Origin of the sequence: Streptomyces sp. R-07, from assembly GCF_049913175.1 — a bacterium.
Lineage (GTDB): Bacteria > Actinomycetota > Actinomycetes > Streptomycetales > Streptomycetaceae > Streptomyces.
In genome coordinates, this window is record NZ_CP183978.1 from 2899264 (window position 1) to 2915965 (window position 16702).

A 16702-nucleotide genomic window follows, 5' to 3' on the forward strand; every position below is an offset into this window, starting at 1 on the left:
GGGGGACGGCGCTCCCTCAGCGCGCCACGAACGTCCGGGCCGCCTTGTCGTGCCAGCACTGGCGCCAGGGCCGGTCGAAGAGGCACCACAGGACGTTGAGGACACCGATGGCCAGGAGCCCGAGCACGCTGTAGACGAGCCAGCGCCGGAGCGCCTTCCCGAACGTCGGCGGCTGGTGCGCCTCGATGTCCCGCACCTCGAGCCCGCACAGCTTCTTGCCCAGGGTGCGGCCCCACTTGGCGGTGGGCAGCGCCTCGTACAGGACGCCGATGACGAAGAGGGAGGCGAGCGCGATGCCGAACTGGACGGAGGTCGTCGAGTCCAGGAGCCAGACCTGGACGGTGGTGCCGGACTGCTTGGCCGCCTCGATCTTGCCCTCGATGTGATCGAGGGCGGCGGTCACGAAGGGCACGGAGGCCGCGCCGACCAGCGCGCCCAGGACGAGGGTGTCGATCAGCCGGGCGAGCAGACGCCTGCCGAGCCCCGCGGGACGCGCGGAGGCCTGCGCGCGGGCCGCCTGCTGGAACACGTCCTCGACGGGCGGCTTCCACGGGACGACGGGCTGCTGCTCCTGGGGCTGGACCGGGGTGTGGGGCTGGGGTTGGTGTTGATGCTGGGGCTGCTGGGGCTGCTGTTGGGCCCAGGAGGGGGTGGACGGTACGGGGGCGGGGGCGGGAGCAGGGGTCTGGACGGGGGCCGGGGCGGGGGCCGGGGCTGCTGCGGCGGGGGCCGGTTGGGGCTGTACCCGGGGCTGGGGCTGCGGCTGGGGCTGGGGCTGCGGCTGGGGTGCCGGGGAAGGCGTCTGGATCGGAGTGACGGGCATGCCTCCGAGGCGTGCCGCTCCCCCGGTGGCCCGGGGGTCCGCGGCGGGAGCCGGCGCGCCGGCCCGCTCCTCCTCCGGCTCACTCGCGCCCGCGACCGGCCACTCGGCCGGGGTGCGCGGGTCGGGCGTCCGGGGCGCGCCCCAGGAGACCTTCTGGTCGCGGTCGCCACCGAAGCCGGTCTGGCGGGAGGTGTCCGCCTGCCAGGCCGACGCGGGCTCCGGCGCGACCGGCTCCTCGTCGAGGAAGACGGGCCCCGTCTCCTCCACGGTGGGAACGGGGACGGGCGCGGGTACGGGCGCCGGTGCGGGGGCCTGCGTCTGGGCGGGCACGTGCGCGGCGGTCTGAACGGGCGCCACGGACTGCGCCCGCTCCGCGGACTGGACGGACTGGGCCGCGTGGACGGGCTGGTCCGTGTGGCCGGGCTGGTCCGCGTGGACGGGCTGGTCCGTGTGGACGGGGGTCGCGGGGGTCGCCACCGGGGCCGGGGCCGGACCGGAGGCCAGGATCGGGCCGGCCGGGATCGCCGAGGCGGGCGGGTGGGGCGGAACCTCGCCCTCCGCGGGGGCGGGCCGGCTCGTACCGGGCACCCACGCGCCCCCGTTCCAGTACCGGATGTATCCGGGAATGGACGGGTCCGGGTAGTACCCCGCCTGCGGTACCTCTCCGCCGCCTCCAGGAGGAGTAGCCACTGCCCCGACTCCGTTCAGTCACAACGCCTTTGATCCGCACGGCCGCACGCCGGGCGTGCCGCGCCCAAGGAGGACAGTAACGAAGAACGTCCCCGAGGGGACAAGGAGCCCGCGAGAAAGCCCGCCTTCGAGGGGGACGCGCACCGGAATCGATCACTCCCGGTGATGTTCGGGCCGACACCTGCCGCCCGCCGTCCCGCCCGGCATCCCACCCGTGATCCCCTCCGCCAACCTGCCCCGAACGCCCCCTCGGAAACTTCCCGAAAAAACTTCCCGAAGTCGCGTAATGAACCGCGACCACCCCGCTCTCTCCAGGTGAAGGCCCGTCCGGGGCCCGTCCGCGAGAAGGAGCACGGCCATGCAGAACACCGACAACACCACCGTCGAGCGCGAGCTGGAGCTGAAGCTGGTGCTCTCCCCCGAGCGTTCCGTCCCGGTCCCCGCCCGGCTCGCCTACCGCACCGACGACCCGTACGCCGTCCACATCACCTTCCACGTCGGCACGGACCACCCGGTCTACTGGACCTTCGCGCGCGAGCTGCTCGTCGAGGGCGTCTTCCGGGCCTGCGGCCACGGCGACGTCCGCATCTGGCCCACGAAGGTCGACGGCCGCAGCGTCATCCTGATGGCGCTCTCCTCCCCCGACGGCGACGCGCTGCTCGAAGCCCCGTCCGCGCAGGTGTCCGCCTGGCTGGAGCGGACCCTGCTCGCGGTGCCGCCGGGCACCGAGTCCGAGCGGCTCGGCATCGACGACGGGCTCGCGGAGATCCTGGCCACCACCGTGGGCACCGACGAGCTGTGGCTGCGCGACCCGTGGCCGTCGGACGAGTCCCAGGACGGCGAGCTGTGACCCCCGTACGCGTACGCGTGGAGCCCGAGGACTCAGAAGAGCTTTCCGGGGTTGAGCAGCCCCAGCGGGTCGAACGTGGCCTTGATCCCGCGCTGGAGCTCCAGACCGACCGGCCCCAGCTCCCGTGCCAGCCACTCCTTCTTGAGGACGCCCACGCCGTGCTCGCCGGTGATCGTGCCGCCGAGAGCGAGTCCGAGCGCCATGATCTCGTCGAAGGACTCCCGCGCCCGTCGCGACTCGTCCTCGTCCGCGTGGTCGAAGCAGACGACGGGATGGGTGTTGCCGTCGCCCGCGTGCGCGCAGACGCCGATGGTCAGGTGGTACTTCTCCGCGATCGCCGACGTGCCGTCGAGCATCTCGGCCAGCTTCGTCCGCGGCACGCACACGTCGTCGATCATGGTCGCGGACTTGATCGTCTCCAGGGCGGTGAGGGAGAGCCGGCGTGCCTGGAGGAGCAGTTCGGACTCGGCGGTGTCCGCGGCCGGGACGACCTCGGTGGCACCCGCCGCCGTGCACAGCTCCCCGACGGCGGCCAGATCGGCGGCCGGGTCCGGGGTGTCGAAGGCACACAGGAGCAGCGCCTCGGTGGTGTCCGGCAGACCCATGCGCGCCAGCTTGTTGACCGCCTGGACGGTGGTGCGGTCCATGAGTTCGAGCAGCGAAGGGGTGTGGCCGCGCTCCATGATCGCGCAGACGGCCTCGCAGGCGGCGGCCGCGGAGGGGAACTCGGCGGCGAGCGCCAGCTGCGCCGGCGGCTGCGGCTTGAGCGCGAGGACGGCCCCGACGACGATGCCGAGGCTGCCCTCGGAGCCGACGAAGAGTTTGGTCAGGTCATAGCCGGCGACGCCCTTGGCGGTTCGCCGGCCGGTGCGGAGGAGGCGGCCGTCGGCGAGGACGACGTCGAGGCCGAGGACGTACTCGGCGGTGACCCCGTACTTGACGCAGCACAGGCCTCCGGAGGCGGTGCCGATGTTCCCGCCGATGGTGCAGGTCTCCCAGCTGGAGGGGTCCGGCGGGTAGTAGAGGCCTTGTTCGGCGACGGCGCGGGACAGCACGGCGTTGACGACGCCCGGTTCGACGACGGCGATCCGGTCGACCGGGCTGATCTCCAGGATGCGGTCCATCTTGACGAGGGAGAGCACGATGCAGCCGTCGGAGGCGTTGGCGCCGCCTGACAGGCCCGTGCGGGCGCCCTGCGGGACGACGGGGACGCGGAGTTCGGTCGCGGTGCGCATGACGTGCTGGACCTGTTCGACCGTGCGCGGGAGCACGACGGCCGCGGGGGTGCCGGCCGCGCAGAAACTCGCCATGTCGCGCGCGTAGGAGGCCGTCACGTCCGGATCGGTGAGCAGCGCCTCGGCGGGGAGCCCGGCCCGGAGGAGTTCGTGGAGCCTCTGCGGATCGTCCTTCTGAAGATCGTCCATGCGTCCAGCGTGGCACCCGGGGCCATCGGTGTGAACCCGCCGGAGCGAGCGCTTCGTGTGCTCTTCGTACAGGCGGATGCGGGCGCACAGTGAGCGCCATGAAGACCGAGAACGTGTCGAGGACGGTCCTGGCGGCCGGGGTGGGCGCGGTGCTCGCGGCGACGGCGCTGCTGTACGTCCCGGAGTTCGCCGGCCAGGGCCCGCCGCCCCCGCCGGGCCCGGCGGAGCGGGCGGTGATCGCGGCCCACGCGGGCGCGCAGGCCGCACTCCCGGACCTGGCCGCGCTGATCGCCGACCGGGAGGAGTGGCTGCGGGCCCACCCGGACGACGAGGCGTCCTGGGCGGAGCTGGGTGTGGCGTACACGGAGCGCGGCAGCCGGCTCGGAGACGTACGGGACTATCCGCGGGCCGAGCGAGCCCTGAGCCGCTCGCTCGCCGAACGGCCCGCCGCGCGCGGCAATCTGGAGGCGCAGCTCGGTCTCGGGGCGCTCGCGGGGGCGCGGGGCGACTGGAAGACGGCCAGGGAGTTCGGGGAGCGGGTGCGGAAGGCGGACCCGAAGCGGTGGCCGGTGTATCCGGTCCTGATGGACGCGTACAACGGCCTCGGGGAGTACAAGGCGGCCCAGAAGGCCATGGAGAGCCTGGAGGAGCTGCACGCGGGCGCGGTGGTACGGGCCAGGGCCGCGCAGACCTACCGCGACCGGGGCTGGCGGGAGGACGCCGACGCGGCGGCCCTCGACGCGACGGCCCTGGCGGAGACGGACGCGGAGAAGGCGGCGGCCCTCGCGCGGCTCGGGGACCTGGCGTGGGAACGGGGCGAGCCGGAGGAGGCCCTGACGCGGTTCGGGGCGTCGCTGCGGCTCGTACGGGACCACGGGCCTTCGCTCGCGGGCCGGGCGCGGGCGCTGGCGGCCCTCGGCCGCACGGACGAGGCGGTACGCGACTGGCGGGCGGCCCTGGCCCGGCTGCCGCTGCCGGAGTACCTCCTGGAGGCGGGCGAGCTGTACGAGTCGCTGGGCCGGGGCGGGGAGGCGCGGGCCCTGTACGAGCGGCTGCGGACGGGTACGTGGCAGGGCGCGGAGGTGACTCTGGGGCTGCTCGACGCGGACCACGGCGACCCGGCGGCGGCGGCCGTCCGGATGCGGGCGGAGTGGGCGCGGGGCCACCGCTCGGTGCGGGCGGCGGACGCGCTGGGCTGGGCGCTGCACCGATCGGGCGCGTCGAGGGAGGCGCTGGGCTACGCGAGACGGGCCACGGAGGAGGGGCTGCGGAGTGCGCTCTTCACGTACCACCGGGGCGAGATCGAGCGCGCCCTGGACCAGCCGGGCCCGGCCCGCCGCCACCTGACGGAGGCGCTGCGGATCAACCCGGAGTTCTCCCCGCTGCACGCGCGGCGGGCGGAGGAGTCCCTGACGGCCCTGGGTGAACTCCCGGAAGAACTTCCGGCGGAGCTGCGCCCGGAGCCCACGAAGGCGACGGCCCCACGGCGTAGCTGAACGGGGGCCCGGCCCGCCCCGCCGTGTGGGCGATCGTCCCTCCCCCAGACATCGTCCGGGGGGACCCCCAGGGGCGATGGGGGTCCCTGCTCGAGCGAAGCCGAGAGCTTGGGGGAGGGTGGGCACACGGGACGGCGCCCTCCGCGGCGCCTCCGCCTTACGTGCCTGAACCCGCACCGCCAGTGCGGTGCGGGTTCAGGCGCGAAAGCCTAGGCCCGGCAAAGGGCGCCGTCCGTTGTGCCCACCCGTTCCGCCCTTGCGGAACGTATGCCCACAACGAGGGCTACAGGTTGCCGCGCTTCTCCTGCTCGCGCTCGATCGCCTCGAACAGCGCCTTGAAGTTGCCCTTGCCGAAGCCCATCGAGCCGTGGCGCTCGATCATCTCGAAGAAGACGGTCGGGCGGTCCTGGACCGGCTTGGTGAAGATCTGCAGCAGGTAGCCGTCCTCGTCGCGGTCGACGAGGATCTTCAGCTCGCGCAGGGTCTCGACGGGCACGCGGGTCTCGCCGGCCCACTCACCGAGGGTGTCGTAGTACGAGTCGGGGGTGTCGAGGAACTGCACGCCCGCCGCCCGCATCGCCCGCACCGAGGCGACGATGTCGTTGGTGGCGAGGGCGATGTGCTGGACGCCGGCGCCGCCGTAGAACTCGAGGTACTCGTCGATCTGCGACTTCTTCTTCGCGATCGCCGGCTCGTTGATCGGGAACTTCACCTTGAGGGTGCCGTCCGCGACGACCTTCGACATCAGCGCCGAGTACTCGGTCGCGATGTCGTCGCCCACGAACTCCTTCATGTTCGTGAAGCCCATGACCTTGTTGTAGAAGCCGACCCAGTCGTTCATCTTGCCGAGCTCGACGTTGCCGACGCAGTGGTCGATGGCCTGGAAGGTGCGCTTGGCCGGCGGCTCGACGATCGGCTTGGCGGAGACGAAGCCCGGCAGGTAGGGGCCGTCGTAGCCGGAGCGCTCGACGAGGGTGTGGCGGGTCTTGCCGTACGTGGCGATGGCGGCGAGGACGACGGTGCCGTTCTCGTCCTTGAGCTCGTACGGCTCGGTGAGGCCGGTGGCGCCGTGCTCGACGGCGTAGGCGTACGCGGCGCGGGCGTCCGGCACCTCGATCGCCAGGTCGACGACGCCGTCGCCGTGCTCGGCGACGTGCTCGGCGAGGAAGCGGCCCCAGTCGGTCGTGGCCTTGATGACGGAGGTGAACACGAAACGGGCGGCACCGTTGGTGAGGACGTAACTGGCGGTCTCGCGGCTGCCGTTCTCCGGTCCGGAGTAGGCGACCAGCTTCATGCCGAAGGCCGTGGAGTAGTAGTGCGCGGCCTGCTTGGCGTTGCCGACGGCGAAGACGACCGCGTCCATTCCCTTGACCGGGAAGGGATCGGCCTTACGCGCGGTGGAAGGGGTGTGATCGATGGTCTCAGTCATGGCAGCAATGTCTCGCCGTTCGGCAAGGTGCGCAAGAGTTCGCTGATCTACTGGTCAGACTGTACAGCGTTCGGCGAGTATGGCCGTGCGACTTGTACATCCTGACCATGGGGAGGCCGCTGTGGCGATCGATCATTTGGACGGCCGGCTGATCGCGCTCCTCGCGCGCGAGCCGCGCATCGGGGTCCTGGAGGCCTCGCGGCGCCTGGGGGTGGCGCGAGGCACGGTGCAGGCGCGGCTGGACCGGCTCCAGGCGAGCGGGGTGATCCGGGGCTTCGGGCCGCAGGTGGATCCGGCGGCGCTCGGCTATCCGGTGACGGCCTTCGCGACCCTGGAGATCAAGCAGGGCCAGGGCGCGGACGTGCGGGAGCACCTGGCCACGGTGCCGGAGGTGCTGGAGCTGCACACGACGACCGGCCACGGTGACATGCTCTGCCGGCTCGTCGCCCGCTCGAACGCGGACCTCCAGCGGGTGATCGACAAGGTGGTGGCCTTCGAGGGGATCGTGCGGGCGTCGACGGCGATCGTGATGGAGAACCCGGTGCCGCTGCGGATCATCCCGCTGGTGGAGCAGGCGGCGCAGGAGTAGCGGCGGAGGACGCCGCGCGAAGAGAAGAGAAGAGTTGCAAAGAAGTCTCTGCAAAAACACTTGCAGAGACTTCTTTGCAACTCTACGGTGGAACCATGCCCGAGCCCGAAGAGCAGGACTACACGCGGACCGAAGCGTCCCTGAGCCGCACGCTCGACCCGCGTTCCCTGCGCGCGATCGCCCACCCGCTGCGCATCCAGCTGCTGCGCGCACTGCGCCGGTACGGCCCCGCCACCGCCTCCCAACTGGCCGAGCGGCTCGGCGAGTCCAGCGGCGCCACCAGCTACCACCTGCGCCAGCTCGCCGCCCACGACTTCATCGTGGACGACCCGACGCGCGGCAAGGGCCGGGAGCGCTGGTGGAAGGCGGCGCACCAGGGGACGTCCTTCGACGAGACGCTCCACAAGAACCCGGACCCCGAGGTCCAGGGCGCCCTCGACGTCTTCCTGCACGAGATAGCGAACATCCACACCCAGGAGCTGTCGACCTGGGTCGCCACGCGCCACACCTGGGACGAGGCCTGGGCCGGAGCCTCGGACTTCAGCGACTTCAAGCTGAGCCTCCCGCCCGAGCGGCTGCGCGAGCTCAACCAGAAGATCCACGCGCTGATCAACGAGTACAGCGACGCCGGCGACGCCGACGCCCCGGGCGCCGCCCGCGTACGGATGCACCTGCACGCCTTCCCGCAGCGCGAGGACTGACCCGGCCCGAGACACCCCTAGCTCCACCCGCACGCCCGCACGTCACCGCCCGCACCCACGGAAGGACCCGCATCATGCATGCCGACATCCATCTCCAGCTGCACGCGCTGACCGCCGAGGAGCTCCGGCACCAGGCCGCCGCCGTCCGGCCGCACTCCCCCGTCGCCCCCGCCGTCCCCGTACGGATCCGACTCGGCTGGAGGCTCGTCGAGTTCGGCCTCAAGCTCGCCACGCCCGGCTCCGCCACCGGCTCCCACTACGCCACCGCTGCCTGACGGAGCCGACCACCTCGGGGGGAAACACCGTGCGCGACCGCACACCACTGGCCACCGTCCTGGCCGCCAACGCCATCTCCATCAGCGGCAATTCACTCACCCTCATCGCCGTCCCCTGGTTCGCCCTGGAGACCACCGGCAGCCCCGGCAAGGCGGGGTTCGTCGCCTTCTGTGCCGCCCTGCCCGTCCTCCTCTCCGCCCTCGTCGGCGGCCCGGTCATCGATCGGATCGGGCGCCGCCGGGTCTCCATCGGCTCCGACCTCGTCTGCGCCCTGGCGCTCGCCGCCATCCCGCTGCTCAACCACACCGGCGTGCTCCGGTTCTGGATGCTGTGCGCGCTGATGGCCGTCACCGGCCTCTTCCACGCCCCCGGCGAGACCGCCCGCAACGTCCTCACTCCCGACCTGGCCGAGCGGGCCGGCACCCCGCTCTCCCGCGCCACCAGCTTCTACGACGCCGTCTCGCGCGGCGCCCGGATGACCGGCGCCGCGCTCGCCGGCCTGCTCGTGGCGCTCCTCGGCGCAGACACCGTCCTGTACATCGACGCCGCGACCTTCGCCGTCTCCGCGTTCCTCGTCCTCGTGGGCCTGCGCGGGGTCCCCTCCGCCGAACCGGCACGCGGAGCACCGCCGCTGTCCCTGAGCGTGTACCGCGCCGACCTGCGCGAGGGCTACTCGTTCATGCTGCGCACCCGGCTGCTCCTCGGCGTCAACCTCATGGTGATGGTCACCAACGGCCTGGCCCAGAGCTGGAGTTCGGTCCTGCTGCCGGTGCACGCCCGGGAGGAGCTCGGCGGGGCGGCGGCGCTCGGCCTGCTCGTCGCCGTCTTCGGCGGCTGCGCCCTGGCCGGCGCCCTGCTGTACGCGGCGGTCGGCCATCGCTTCCCGCGCCGCCCAGTCCTCGCGGTCGGCTTCCTCCTCTGCGGCGCCCCCGTGTACGTGACGGCGGCCCTCACCGACACCACCCCGCCCCTGCTCGTGGTGATGGCGCTCGGCGGCCTCGGAGCCGGGGTGCTCAACCCGATCCTCGGCGCGGCCTTCTACGAGATCGTCCCGGCGGAGCTGCGCAGCCGGGTCGGCAGCGCCAGCACGGCCAGCGTGCTGCTCACGACCCCACTCGGCGGGCTCGCCGCCGGTTTGCTGGTGGAGCGGGTAGGCATCACCACGGCACTGCTCACGGTCGGCGGGCTGTACTTCCTGGCCACGCTCTGCCCGCTGGTCTTCCCCTCCTGGCGGGCGCTGGACGCGCCCCGCGACATATCCGGCGACATTCCGGGCGCCGCCAAGGGCGAGCTCAGCAGGACGGGACCTTCGACTCCTGCCCCTGTTCCAGGGCCCGCAGGGACGCCACCGCGTCGCTGAGTGCGGTGACGGGCACCAGCCACAGGCCCTTCGGCTGCTCGGCCAGGGCGTCCGAGCACTCGTCCTTCGGCACGAGGAAGACGGTGGCTCCGTCGCGGGCGGCGGCCTGCGTCTTGAGGGAGACCCCGCCGACCGCGCCGACCGTACCGTCCGGCTGGATCGTGCCCGTCCCGGCGACGGTCCGGCCGCCGGTGAGTTCGCCGCCGTCCCCGTCGCCGTCGAGCTTGTCGACGATGCCGAGGGAGAAGAGCAGTCCGGCGCTGGGCCCGCCGACGTCGGCGAGGTGCAGGGTCACCTTCACCTTCGCGGGGTCCTTCTTCAGGTACCCGAGCGCGGCGAGGGTGGCCGCGTCCTGCGACTCCTTCATCTGGCCGAGGTTGTGCTTCTCGATCTCGGCGTCGGACTTCCCCGAGGGGTAGACGGAGTCGTGCGGCAGGACGGCCCGGTCGGTCCGGAACCAGGCGTCGGTGACGTCCGCGAGGTCCACGTCCGTGGACGGCCCGGTCGCGATGATCGTCGTCATCCGCAGCTCGCCCTTGGTGGGCCGGACCGGGGCGCCGGTGATGGTGATGACCTCCCGCCCCTTGTCCTCGCCGAGCACGTCGGCGGTCGTGCCGGGCTGCGCGATCGCGTACGGCAGCGGCGCGAGCCCGACGACGGCGAAGAGCGCGACGACGGGCAGGGCGCAGAGCGCGAGGGCGCGGGGACGGGAGAGGCTGGAGAACACGCCCCCAGGCTACTGGGGCGAGCGCCGGGGCCGGGCTACCGGGCCGTGCGCCGCGAGGTGGCGGGCGAAGAAGGACCGCACCCCGTTCCGTACGACCGCCGTCGCCGCCGCCGGGTCTCCGGCCCCGACGAGCGCGGCCCTGGCCCCGGCGGTGACGAGCCCGGCTGCCTGGAGCTGCGGGACGAGGTGGGCGTAGTCGCTGAAGATCCAGTGGTTCGCGTCGGGCAGCAGGACGCGGCGGGCGGGGAGTCCCGACCAGGAGCGTTCGAGGCGCGCGGCCTCGTCGAAGCCGTCGGTACGGAAGAGCAGCAGCGGCCGGTCGAGGCCCGCCACCAGCTCCGGATCGAGGTCCAGAAAGCCCTCCAGGTCGACGCCGGCGGCGATCCGGCCGTCGGAGGCCAGCGCGTGCACGGCGGCGGTGCCGCCCGCCGAGTGCCCGTACACGCCGATCCGGTCCAGGTCCATGACGGGGGCGAGCGGCAGGTCCCCGAGCCGGTCGAGGACGAAGCGGAGGTCCGCCACCCGGGTGTCGATCATGGTGCGGAAGGTCGCGGGGTCCGGGGGCCCGGTGAGGACGGTCCCGCGCATTCCGCTCGGCAGCTCCACCTGGCTGGCGTCGCCCGGGTGGTCGACGAGGACCACGACCCGGCCGTGGCTCGCGAGGTCCTCGGCGAGGGTCGTACCGAGGGTGCGGGAGTCGCCGCCGCCCGGGGAGTACAGCAGCACGGGGCGGCGCCCGGGGAGCGGGGGCGCGTTCACGTGCCCGTGGGTGAGGACCGCGCCCCAGTCGACGCCGGCGGCCGGAAGGCCGGGGTGCACCAGGGGCGCCAGGTCCGCGAACTCCCGGGCCTCGGCCGGGGTGAGCTGCGGGGCGCGCGGGAAGCCGCGGACGGTCCGGGCCGGGTGGAGGACGCTGATCATCACCTCCCGGACGCCGGGCTGCCAGGGGTCGTTGCGGGAGGTGTCCGTCAGCGCGAAGGTGCGGAGGCCGACGGGGTGCGGGCCGGTCGGCGCGGGCAGCCGGAGCGCGGCCGCTCCTTCCGCCGCCCGGGCGACGGAGGGGCCGAAGAGGACGGCGGCGGCACCGAGAAGGGCGCCCTTGGCGACGGTACGGCGGCTGGGTGCGGGGTGCTTGGTCATGCACGGCATCCTTGGACGGGGCGGGGTACGGCGCGAAGGTTGAGGCCTGACCCGAAAGGCTGGCGAACTGGGGGAAGCTTGCTGCGCATCCACTTCACGGCGGAGGACTTCACCCGGGTGCGGTTCGCGCCCCGGCCGTCCCCCGTGCCCGAACTGCACGCCGCCCTGATGATGCTGGGCGCCCCGCACGAGGAACTGCTCTTCGGGCGCTGGCGGGGCAGGCTCCTGCGTGCCCTGCCGGGCGCGGCCGAGCCGCTGGCGGACCTGGTGCCGGGCGGGGTGGCCCCGTACTTCCTCGACGTCCTCGGCGAGACGCGGGAGGAGGGCCTCGCGCTGATCCGGGCGGCCCGGCCGGAGTGCGTACGGTCCGAACTGGAGCGGGTGTACGCGGGACAGCGCGCCGCACCGGCGTGGATCCGGGGCCTGCACGGCGGGGACGAGGGGGCGTGGCGGGTGGTGGAGCGGGCACAGCGGACGGCGTACGAGACGGTCCTCGCGCCGGTGTGGCCGCTGGTCCAGGACCTGCACCGGGCGGAGTTCACCCGGCACGCGCTCACGGTCGCCGAGGGCGGCCTGGGCGCGGCCTTGAGTGCCCTGGCGCCGGGGCTCCGGATCCGGGACGGCGTCTGGGAGTGGCCCGGCGCGGCCCCTCGCGACGTGCACCTCGCCGGACGGGGCCTGGTCCTCCTCCCGACGTTCCACTGGCGGGGCGGCCCGCTCGTCCAGGACCTCCCGGACCGCCCGGTGGTCCTGACGTACCCGGCGGGCGGGGGCCTGCCGCCGGTCCCGTCCGGGGTGACCGGCGATGAGGCCCTCGCCGGCGTCCTGGGCCGTACCCGGGCGGAACTCCTCCGGGCCCTCTCCGCACCCCGCACGACGACGGAACTGGCCCGCCGGCTGGGCGTCAGCAACGCGACGGCCTCGGCCCACGCGCAGGCGCTGCGCGCGGCGGGCCTGCTCACGACGACCCGCACGGGCAGATCGGTCCACCACGCGACGACCCCCCTGGGCACCCTCCTGACGGCCGGCCCGTAGAGCCGCCGCCGGGGGCGAGGCCGAACCGTGGGCAGGCGCCCTCCCGGACCGGGTTGTGGCAGCGCCCTGACCGGGCCGACTTGCGTGCCGCGCCCTGCCGGGCCGGGTTGTGGGCAGGCGTTCCGCAAGGGGCGATGGGGGTCCCCCCTGCTCGAGCGAAGCCGAGAGCTCGGGGGAGGGTGGGCACAACCCCACTACGGCGCCGCACGTGTGATGCAGGCTCAGGCGCGGAAGCCTAGGCCCGGCAGGGGGCGCCGTCCCGTGTGCCCACCCGTCCAGCCCTGGGGGTCCCCCCGGACGAAGCCTGGGGGAGGGACGATTGCCCGCACGGCAGGTGGCCGGGGGCACCGCCCCGCGGGGCCCGAGCCCCGGAGCGGGCGCCCACACGGCGGGGCGCGCCAGCCCCTCGCGGGCGCGGAGGCGGGAGACCGCGCGTGCGGGGGCGGGAGCTACCGGAGCGGGGGCGGGAGCCCTGGAGTGGCGCGGTCCGCGTCGCGGGCGGGTCGGGGCACCGTCCCGCGGGCGCGTGGGCAGGGGCAGGGCCCCGGGCGTGAGGGGTGGTTCCCCGTTGCCGCGCGCTCTAGCGCAGCGCGTCCGCGACCTCCCGGGCCGCGTCGACCACCCGCGGTCCCACCCGCTCCGGTACCGCGTCCGCGAGCATGACGACGCCGACGCTGCCCTCGACCCCGGTCACGCCGACCAGAGGGGCCGCCGCGCCGCTCGCGCCCGCCTCCAGTTCGCCGTGCGTGAGGGTGAAGCCGGGTTCGGTCAGTCCGCCCTGGCGGGCGGCGAGGATGGCCCGGCCGGCAGCGCCCCGGTCGAGCGGGTGCCTGAAGCCGGCCCGGTAGGCGACGTGGTAGTCGGTCCAGGTCGGTTCGACGACCGCGACCGCGAGCGCCTCCGCCCCGTCGACGAGGGTCAGGTGGGCCGTCGCCCCGATGTCCTCGGCGAGCGAGCGCAGCGCGGGCAGCGCGGCCTCCCGCACCAGGGGATGCACCTGCCGGCCGAGCCGCAGCACTCCGAGGCCGACTCGGGCGCGCCCGCCGAGGTCGCGGCGGACGAGCGCGTGCTGTTCGAGCGTGGCGAGCAGCCGGTAGACCACGGTCCGGTTGACACCGAGTTTGTTGGACAACTCGGTGACCGTCAGGCCGTGGTCGGTGTCGGCGAGCAGTTTGAGGACTCTGAGTCCCCGGTCGAGCGTCTGGGAGGTCTCCGCGGTCACGACGCCCTCTCCTTCGGAGTGAGTGGCGGCGGGCTCTCACGGAGTTACGGCGCCGGTCCCGCGGCGACGCACGTCAGAGGCCGCCGGCAGGAAGGGGTACACCGGCTGCGCTCCGCGGCGGCGCTGCCACGGGGCGATTGCTTGTGAGCCGGGACAGTAGCGGCGCGCTCCGCTCAGCGGAAGACCTCGTCCAGAATCCGGGCGCCGACGGGCGGAAGGAGACGGTTCGGGGCCTTCGTCGGTCTGACGAGGGACTTCGGCGGACAAGATCGGCTATGTCGTGCACGTGGCGTGGAGGCGGCTGGAGGCCGACCGTGGGGGCCGGCCTCCGGGCCCGCTCCCGTGCCCACGGGACGCCCGAGGCCCGTACGCACACCGGCGTACGGGCCTCGATCGTTCGTCAGGGGCTCAGCGCATGCGCGTGGCCCACTCCTGCACCTTCTTGATCCGTTCCCGGATCTGCCCGGCCGTCGCCTCGGCGCTCGGCGGTCCGCCGCACACCCGGCGCAGCTCGGTGTGGATGACGCCGTGGGGCTTGCCGGTCTGGTGGACGTACGCGCCGACCATCGTGTTGAGCTGTTTCCTCAGTTCGAGGAGTTCCTTGTGGGAAACGACGGGGCGCCGTTCCGCCGGAAGCTCCAAGAGGTCCGCCTCGGTGTCCGGCTTCTTGCGGCTGTGCGCGATCTGCCGGGCCTGGCGCTTCTGGAGGAGCAGCTGGACCTGGTCGGGTTCGAGGAGGCCGGGGATGCCGAGGTAGTCCTGCTCCTCCTCGCTGCCGGGGTGGGCCTGCATGCCGAACTCGGCGCTGTTGTACAGCACGCGGTCGAAGACGGCGTCGGACTCGAGGGCCTCGAAGGGCAGCATGTCCTGCTCGCCGGTGTCCTCGTCCTGCTGGCGTTCGGCCTCGGCCATCTCCTTCTCGGACTCGGCGTACGGGTCCTCGTCCTCGCCCGCCTTCTTCGGCTTGTCGAGGACGTGGTCGCGCTCGACCTCCATCTCGTTGGCGAAGCCGAGGAGGCTGGGGATCGTCGGAAGGAACACGGAGGCGGTCTCGCCGCGCCTGCGTGATCGCACGAAGCGGCCGACGGCCTGGGCGAAGAACAGCGGCGTCGAGATGGTCGTCGCGTACACGCCGACGGAGAGGCGGGGGACGTCGACGCCCTCGGACACCATGCGGACCGCGACCATCCAGCGGTCGGTGTTCTCGCTGAACTCGTCGATGCGGTTCGAGGCGCCGGTGTCGTCGGAGAGGACGACGGTGGCCTTGGTGCCGGTGATCTCGCGGATCAGCTTGGCGTACGAGCGGGCCGAGTCCTGGTCGGAGGCGATGACGAGGCCGCCGGCGTCCGGGATGGACTTGCGGACCTCGGTGAGGCGCTGGTCGGCGGCGCGCAGGACGTTGGGCATCCAGTCGCCCTTCGCGTCCAGCGCGGTCCGCCAGGCCTGCGAGACCGCGTCCTTGGTCATCGGCTCGCCGAGGCGGGCGGCGATCTCGTCGCCGGCCTTGGTGCGCCAGCGCATGTTGCCGCTGTAGGAGAGGAAGATGACCGGCCGGACGACGCCGTCGCCGAGCGCGTTGCCGTAGCCGTAGGTGTAGTCGGCCGACGACCGCCGGATGCCGTCGTTCCCCTCCTCGTACGTGACGAAGGGGATCGGGTTGGTGTCGGACCGGAAGGGGGTGCCGGTGAGCGCGAGGCGCCGGGTGGCGGGCTCGAAGGCCTCCAGGCAGGCCTCGCCCCAGGACTTGGAGTCTCCGGCGTGGTGGATCTCGTCGAGGATGACGAGGGTCTTGCGCTGTTCGGAACGGTTGCGGTGGAGCATGGGCCGCACGCCGACGCCGGCGTACGTGATGGCGACCCCGTCGTACTCCTTGCTGAGCGGCCCGGCGCTGTAGTCCGGGTCCAGCTTGATCCCTATCCGCGCCGCGGCCGCCGCCCACTGCTTCTTCAGGTGCTCGGTGGGGGCGACGACGGTGATCTGCTGCACGACGTGGTGGTGCAGCAGCCATGAGGCGAGGGTCAGCGCGAAGGTGGTCTTGCCGGCGCCTGGCGTGGCGACCGCGAGGAAGTCACGGGGCTGCTCCTGGATGTACTTCTCCATGGCGCCCTGCTGCCAGGCTCGCAGCTTGCCGGCGGTACCCCACGGGGCCCGTCCGGGGAAGGCGGGAGAAAGGTGATGGGAGGAGGTGGCGGTGGTAGTCACGATCTCCGGGTTCGACGCTCGTCCAGATATGACAACCGGGCCACCTTACCGGTGCGGGCGTCGCGACCCGCCCCGTACGGAGGCGTGGCGGGTGCGCTTGAGACGGTCCTCACAGCTCCCGGATGCGGCGCGCGATGTCCGGAATGTCGGCCAGTTCGCCGCCTGCGACGGCGATGACCAGGGCGTATGCCCGTTCGAGGTCGGCGTCGGCGAGATCGACTCCGTTGACGGCGAGGAAAACCGCCGCGGAGAGCCAGGCGGCCCGCTTGTTCCCGTCGACGTAGGGGTGGTTCGTCGCGACGGCGTGCAGCAGCGCGGCGGCCTGTTCGTACACGTCGCCGTACGCGCTCTGCCCCAGCATCCGGGCCCTCGGCCGGTGCACGGCGGACTCCAGGAGCCCCGGCGCCCGCAGCTCGGGCACACCGTCGCCGGTGAACGCGATCCGGGCGACCTCGGCGGCTTCGGCGACCGTGAGGAAGCGGGTGGCGGTGCCGTTCGTCCGCGTCATTCGCCGAGCCTCCTCAGGAGGGAGCCGTGCCGCAGGGCGAGGCGCAGTGCCTCGTCCCGTACGCGATCGGCTTCGGCGGCCACGACACGGGCGCAGGCCTCCGCGGCCAGCTCCTCGGGGGTGACACCCCGGGCATCGGCGAGGTCGGCGAAACCGTCACCGACCGGGAGGGTGATCTCGTACATGGGGGAAGGCTAGGGGGACGGAGGGACCGCCGACGACGCATTTAC

16 protein-coding genes are annotated in these 16702 nt (G+C 73.3%); 7 read left to right on the forward strand and 9 right to left on the reverse strand.

The features are described from left to right. Positions 1-16 precede the first annotated feature (16 nt). Positions 17-1513, reverse strand: a complete 1497-nt coding sequence (locus ACN9M0_RS13110) for an RDD family protein (protein ID WP_426403634.1) — start codon at positions 1511-1513, stop codon at positions 17-19. A 358-nt stretch (positions 1514-1871) separates the two neighbouring features. Between ACN9M0_RS13110 and ACN9M0_RS13115 the strand changes: the two genes are divergently transcribed. Further along, positions 1872-2363, forward strand: a complete 492-nt coding sequence (locus ACN9M0_RS13115) for an SsgA family sporulation/cell division regulator (RefSeq protein WP_366036657.1) — start codon at positions 1872-1874, stop codon at positions 2361-2363. Between the two features lie 32 nt (positions 2364-2395). Here ACN9M0_RS13115 and ACN9M0_RS13120 read toward each other — a convergent pair whose 3' ends face one another. Continuing rightward, the gene (locus ACN9M0_RS13120; RefSeq protein WP_366036656.1) at positions 2396-3787 is read right to left on the reverse strand and encodes an FAD-binding oxidoreductase; all 1392 of its coding nucleotides are present in this window, start codon (positions 3785-3787) and stop codon (positions 2396-2398) included. A 98-nt stretch (positions 3788-3885) separates the two neighbouring features. Here ACN9M0_RS13120 and ACN9M0_RS13125 point away from each other — a divergent pair, with 98 nt between their 5' ends. Beyond that, complete coding sequence (locus ACN9M0_RS13125) at positions 3886-5283, forward strand: tetratricopeptide repeat protein (RefSeq protein WP_426403635.1); 1398 nt, start codon at positions 3886-3888, stop codon at positions 5281-5283. A 283-nt stretch (positions 5284-5566) separates the two neighbouring features. Here the strand turns inward: ACN9M0_RS13125 and hppD are convergent, their stop codons facing one another. Continuing rightward, complete coding sequence (gene hppD, locus ACN9M0_RS13130; RefSeq protein ID WP_366036654.1) at positions 5567-6712, reverse strand: 4-hydroxyphenylpyruvate dioxygenase; 1146 nt, start codon at positions 6710-6712, stop codon at positions 5567-5569. A gap of 121 nt (positions 6713-6833) precedes the next feature. On the opposite strand from hppD, the gene ACN9M0_RS13135 reads away from it, so the two are divergent. The 4 genes from ACN9M0_RS13135 to ACN9M0_RS13150 all read left to right on the forward strand — a co-directional run bounded on the left by ACN9M0_RS13135 (position 6834) and on the right by ACN9M0_RS13150 (position 9638). Beyond that, positions 6834-7301 (forward strand): Lrp/AsnC family transcriptional regulator, encoded by a 468-nt coding sequence (locus ACN9M0_RS13135; RefSeq protein WP_366036653.1) that lies wholly within the window; start codon positions 6834-6836, stop codon positions 7299-7301. A 95-nt stretch (positions 7302-7396) separates the two neighbouring features. Further along, entirely contained in the window at positions 7397-8002 is a 606-nt protein-coding gene (locus ACN9M0_RS13140) for an ArsR/SmtB family transcription factor (RefSeq protein ID WP_426403636.1), read from the forward strand. Between the two features lie 74 nt (positions 8003-8076). Further along, positions 8077-8277: a hypothetical protein gene (locus tag ACN9M0_RS13145; protein WP_426403637.1), complete on the forward strand. Its 201-nt coding sequence runs from the start codon at positions 8077-8079 to the stop codon at positions 8275-8277. Between the two features lie 29 nt (positions 8278-8306). Next, positions 8307-9638 (forward strand): MFS transporter, encoded by a 1332-nt coding sequence (locus tag ACN9M0_RS13150; protein ID WP_366036650.1) that lies wholly within the window; start codon positions 8307-8309, stop codon positions 9636-9638. On the opposite strand, the gene ACN9M0_RS13155 is transcribed toward ACN9M0_RS13150, so the two are convergent. Together ACN9M0_RS13155 and ACN9M0_RS13160 are read right to left on the reverse strand one after the other, a co-directional pair. Continuing rightward, positions 9571-10365, reverse strand: a complete 795-nt coding sequence (locus ACN9M0_RS13155) for a S16 family serine protease (RefSeq protein ID WP_366036649.1) — start codon at positions 10363-10365, stop codon at positions 9571-9573. The two genes, ACN9M0_RS13150 and ACN9M0_RS13155, sit on opposite strands and share 68 nt — an antisense overlap. 9 nt (positions 10366-10374) lie before the next feature. Then, a complete protein-coding gene (locus ACN9M0_RS13160) occupies positions 10375-11505 on the reverse strand; it encodes an alpha/beta hydrolase family protein (RefSeq protein WP_366036648.1) in 1131 nt (376 codons plus the stop codon). A gap of 78 nt (positions 11506-11583) precedes the next feature. Here ACN9M0_RS13160 and ACN9M0_RS13165 point away from each other — a divergent pair, with 78 nt between their 5' ends. After that, a complete protein-coding gene (locus ACN9M0_RS13165) occupies positions 11584-12540 on the forward strand; it encodes an ArsR/SmtB family transcription factor (protein WP_366036647.1) in 957 nt (318 codons plus the stop codon). Positions 12541-13120: 580 nt separating this feature from the next. Here the strand turns inward: ACN9M0_RS13165 and ACN9M0_RS13170 are convergent. The 4 genes from ACN9M0_RS13170 to ACN9M0_RS13185 all read right to left on the reverse strand — a co-directional run bounded on the left by ACN9M0_RS13170 (position 13121) and on the right by ACN9M0_RS13185 (position 16657). Continuing rightward, positions 13121-13762: an IclR family transcriptional regulator gene (locus ACN9M0_RS13170; RefSeq protein ID WP_041129456.1), complete on the reverse strand. Its 642-nt coding sequence runs from the start codon at positions 13760-13762 to the stop codon at positions 13121-13123. A 408-nt stretch (positions 13763-14170) separates the two neighbouring features. After that, positions 14171-15967, reverse strand: a complete 1797-nt coding sequence (locus ACN9M0_RS13175) for a DEAD/DEAH box helicase (RefSeq protein WP_366036787.1) — start codon at positions 15965-15967, stop codon at positions 14171-14173. 106 nt (positions 15968-16073) lie between these two features. Further along, positions 16074-16472: a type II toxin-antitoxin system death-on-curing family toxin gene (locus tag ACN9M0_RS13180; protein WP_426403638.1), complete on the reverse strand. Its 399-nt coding sequence runs from the start codon at positions 16470-16472 to the stop codon at positions 16074-16076. Beyond that, positions 16469-16657 (reverse strand): hypothetical protein, encoded by a 189-nt coding sequence (locus ACN9M0_RS13185; RefSeq protein ID WP_366036645.1) that lies wholly within the window; start codon positions 16655-16657, stop codon positions 16469-16471. Before ACN9M0_RS13185 ends, ACN9M0_RS13180 begins: the two co-directional genes overlap by 4 nt. Between the last annotated feature and the right edge of the window lie 45 nt (positions 16658-16702).

What these genes read in the sequence shown, in the direction of transcription:
- ACN9M0_RS13140 (WP_426403636.1), top strand. Translation starts at nt 7,397, where the DNA reads ATGCCCGAGCCCGAAGAGCAGGACTACACGCGGACCGAAGCGTCCCTG.
- ACN9M0_RS13115 (WP_366036657.1), top strand. Translation starts at nt 1,872, where the DNA reads ATGCAGAACACCGACAACACCACCGTCGAGCGCGAGCTGGAGCTGAAG.
- ACN9M0_RS13120 (WP_366036656.1), bottom strand. Translation starts at nt 3,787, where the DNA reads ATGGACGATCTTCAGAAGGACGATCCGCAGAGGCTCCACGAACTCCTC.
- ACN9M0_RS13145 (WP_426403637.1), top strand. Translation starts at nt 8,077, where the DNA reads ATGCATGCCGACATCCATCTCCAGCTGCACGCGCTGACCGCCGAGGAG.
- ACN9M0_RS13185 (WP_366036645.1), bottom strand. Translation starts at nt 16,657, where the DNA reads ATGTACGAGATCACCCTCCCGGTCGGTGACGGTTTCGCCGACCTCGCC.
- ACN9M0_RS13125 (WP_426403635.1), top strand. Translation starts at nt 3,886, where the DNA reads ATGAAGACCGAGAACGTGTCGAGGACGGTCCTGGCGGCCGGGGTGGGC.
- ACN9M0_RS13180 (WP_426403638.1), bottom strand. Translation starts at nt 16,472, where the DNA reads ATGACGCGGACGAACGGCACCGCCACCCGCTTCCTCACGGTCGCCGAA.
- ACN9M0_RS13160 (WP_366036648.1), bottom strand. Translation starts at nt 11,505, where the DNA reads ATGACCAAGCACCCCGCACCCAGCCGCCGTACCGTCGCCAAGGGCGCC.
- hppD (WP_366036654.1), bottom strand. Translation starts at nt 6,712, where the DNA reads ATGACTGAGACCATCGATCACACCCCTTCCACCGCGCGTAAGGCCGAT.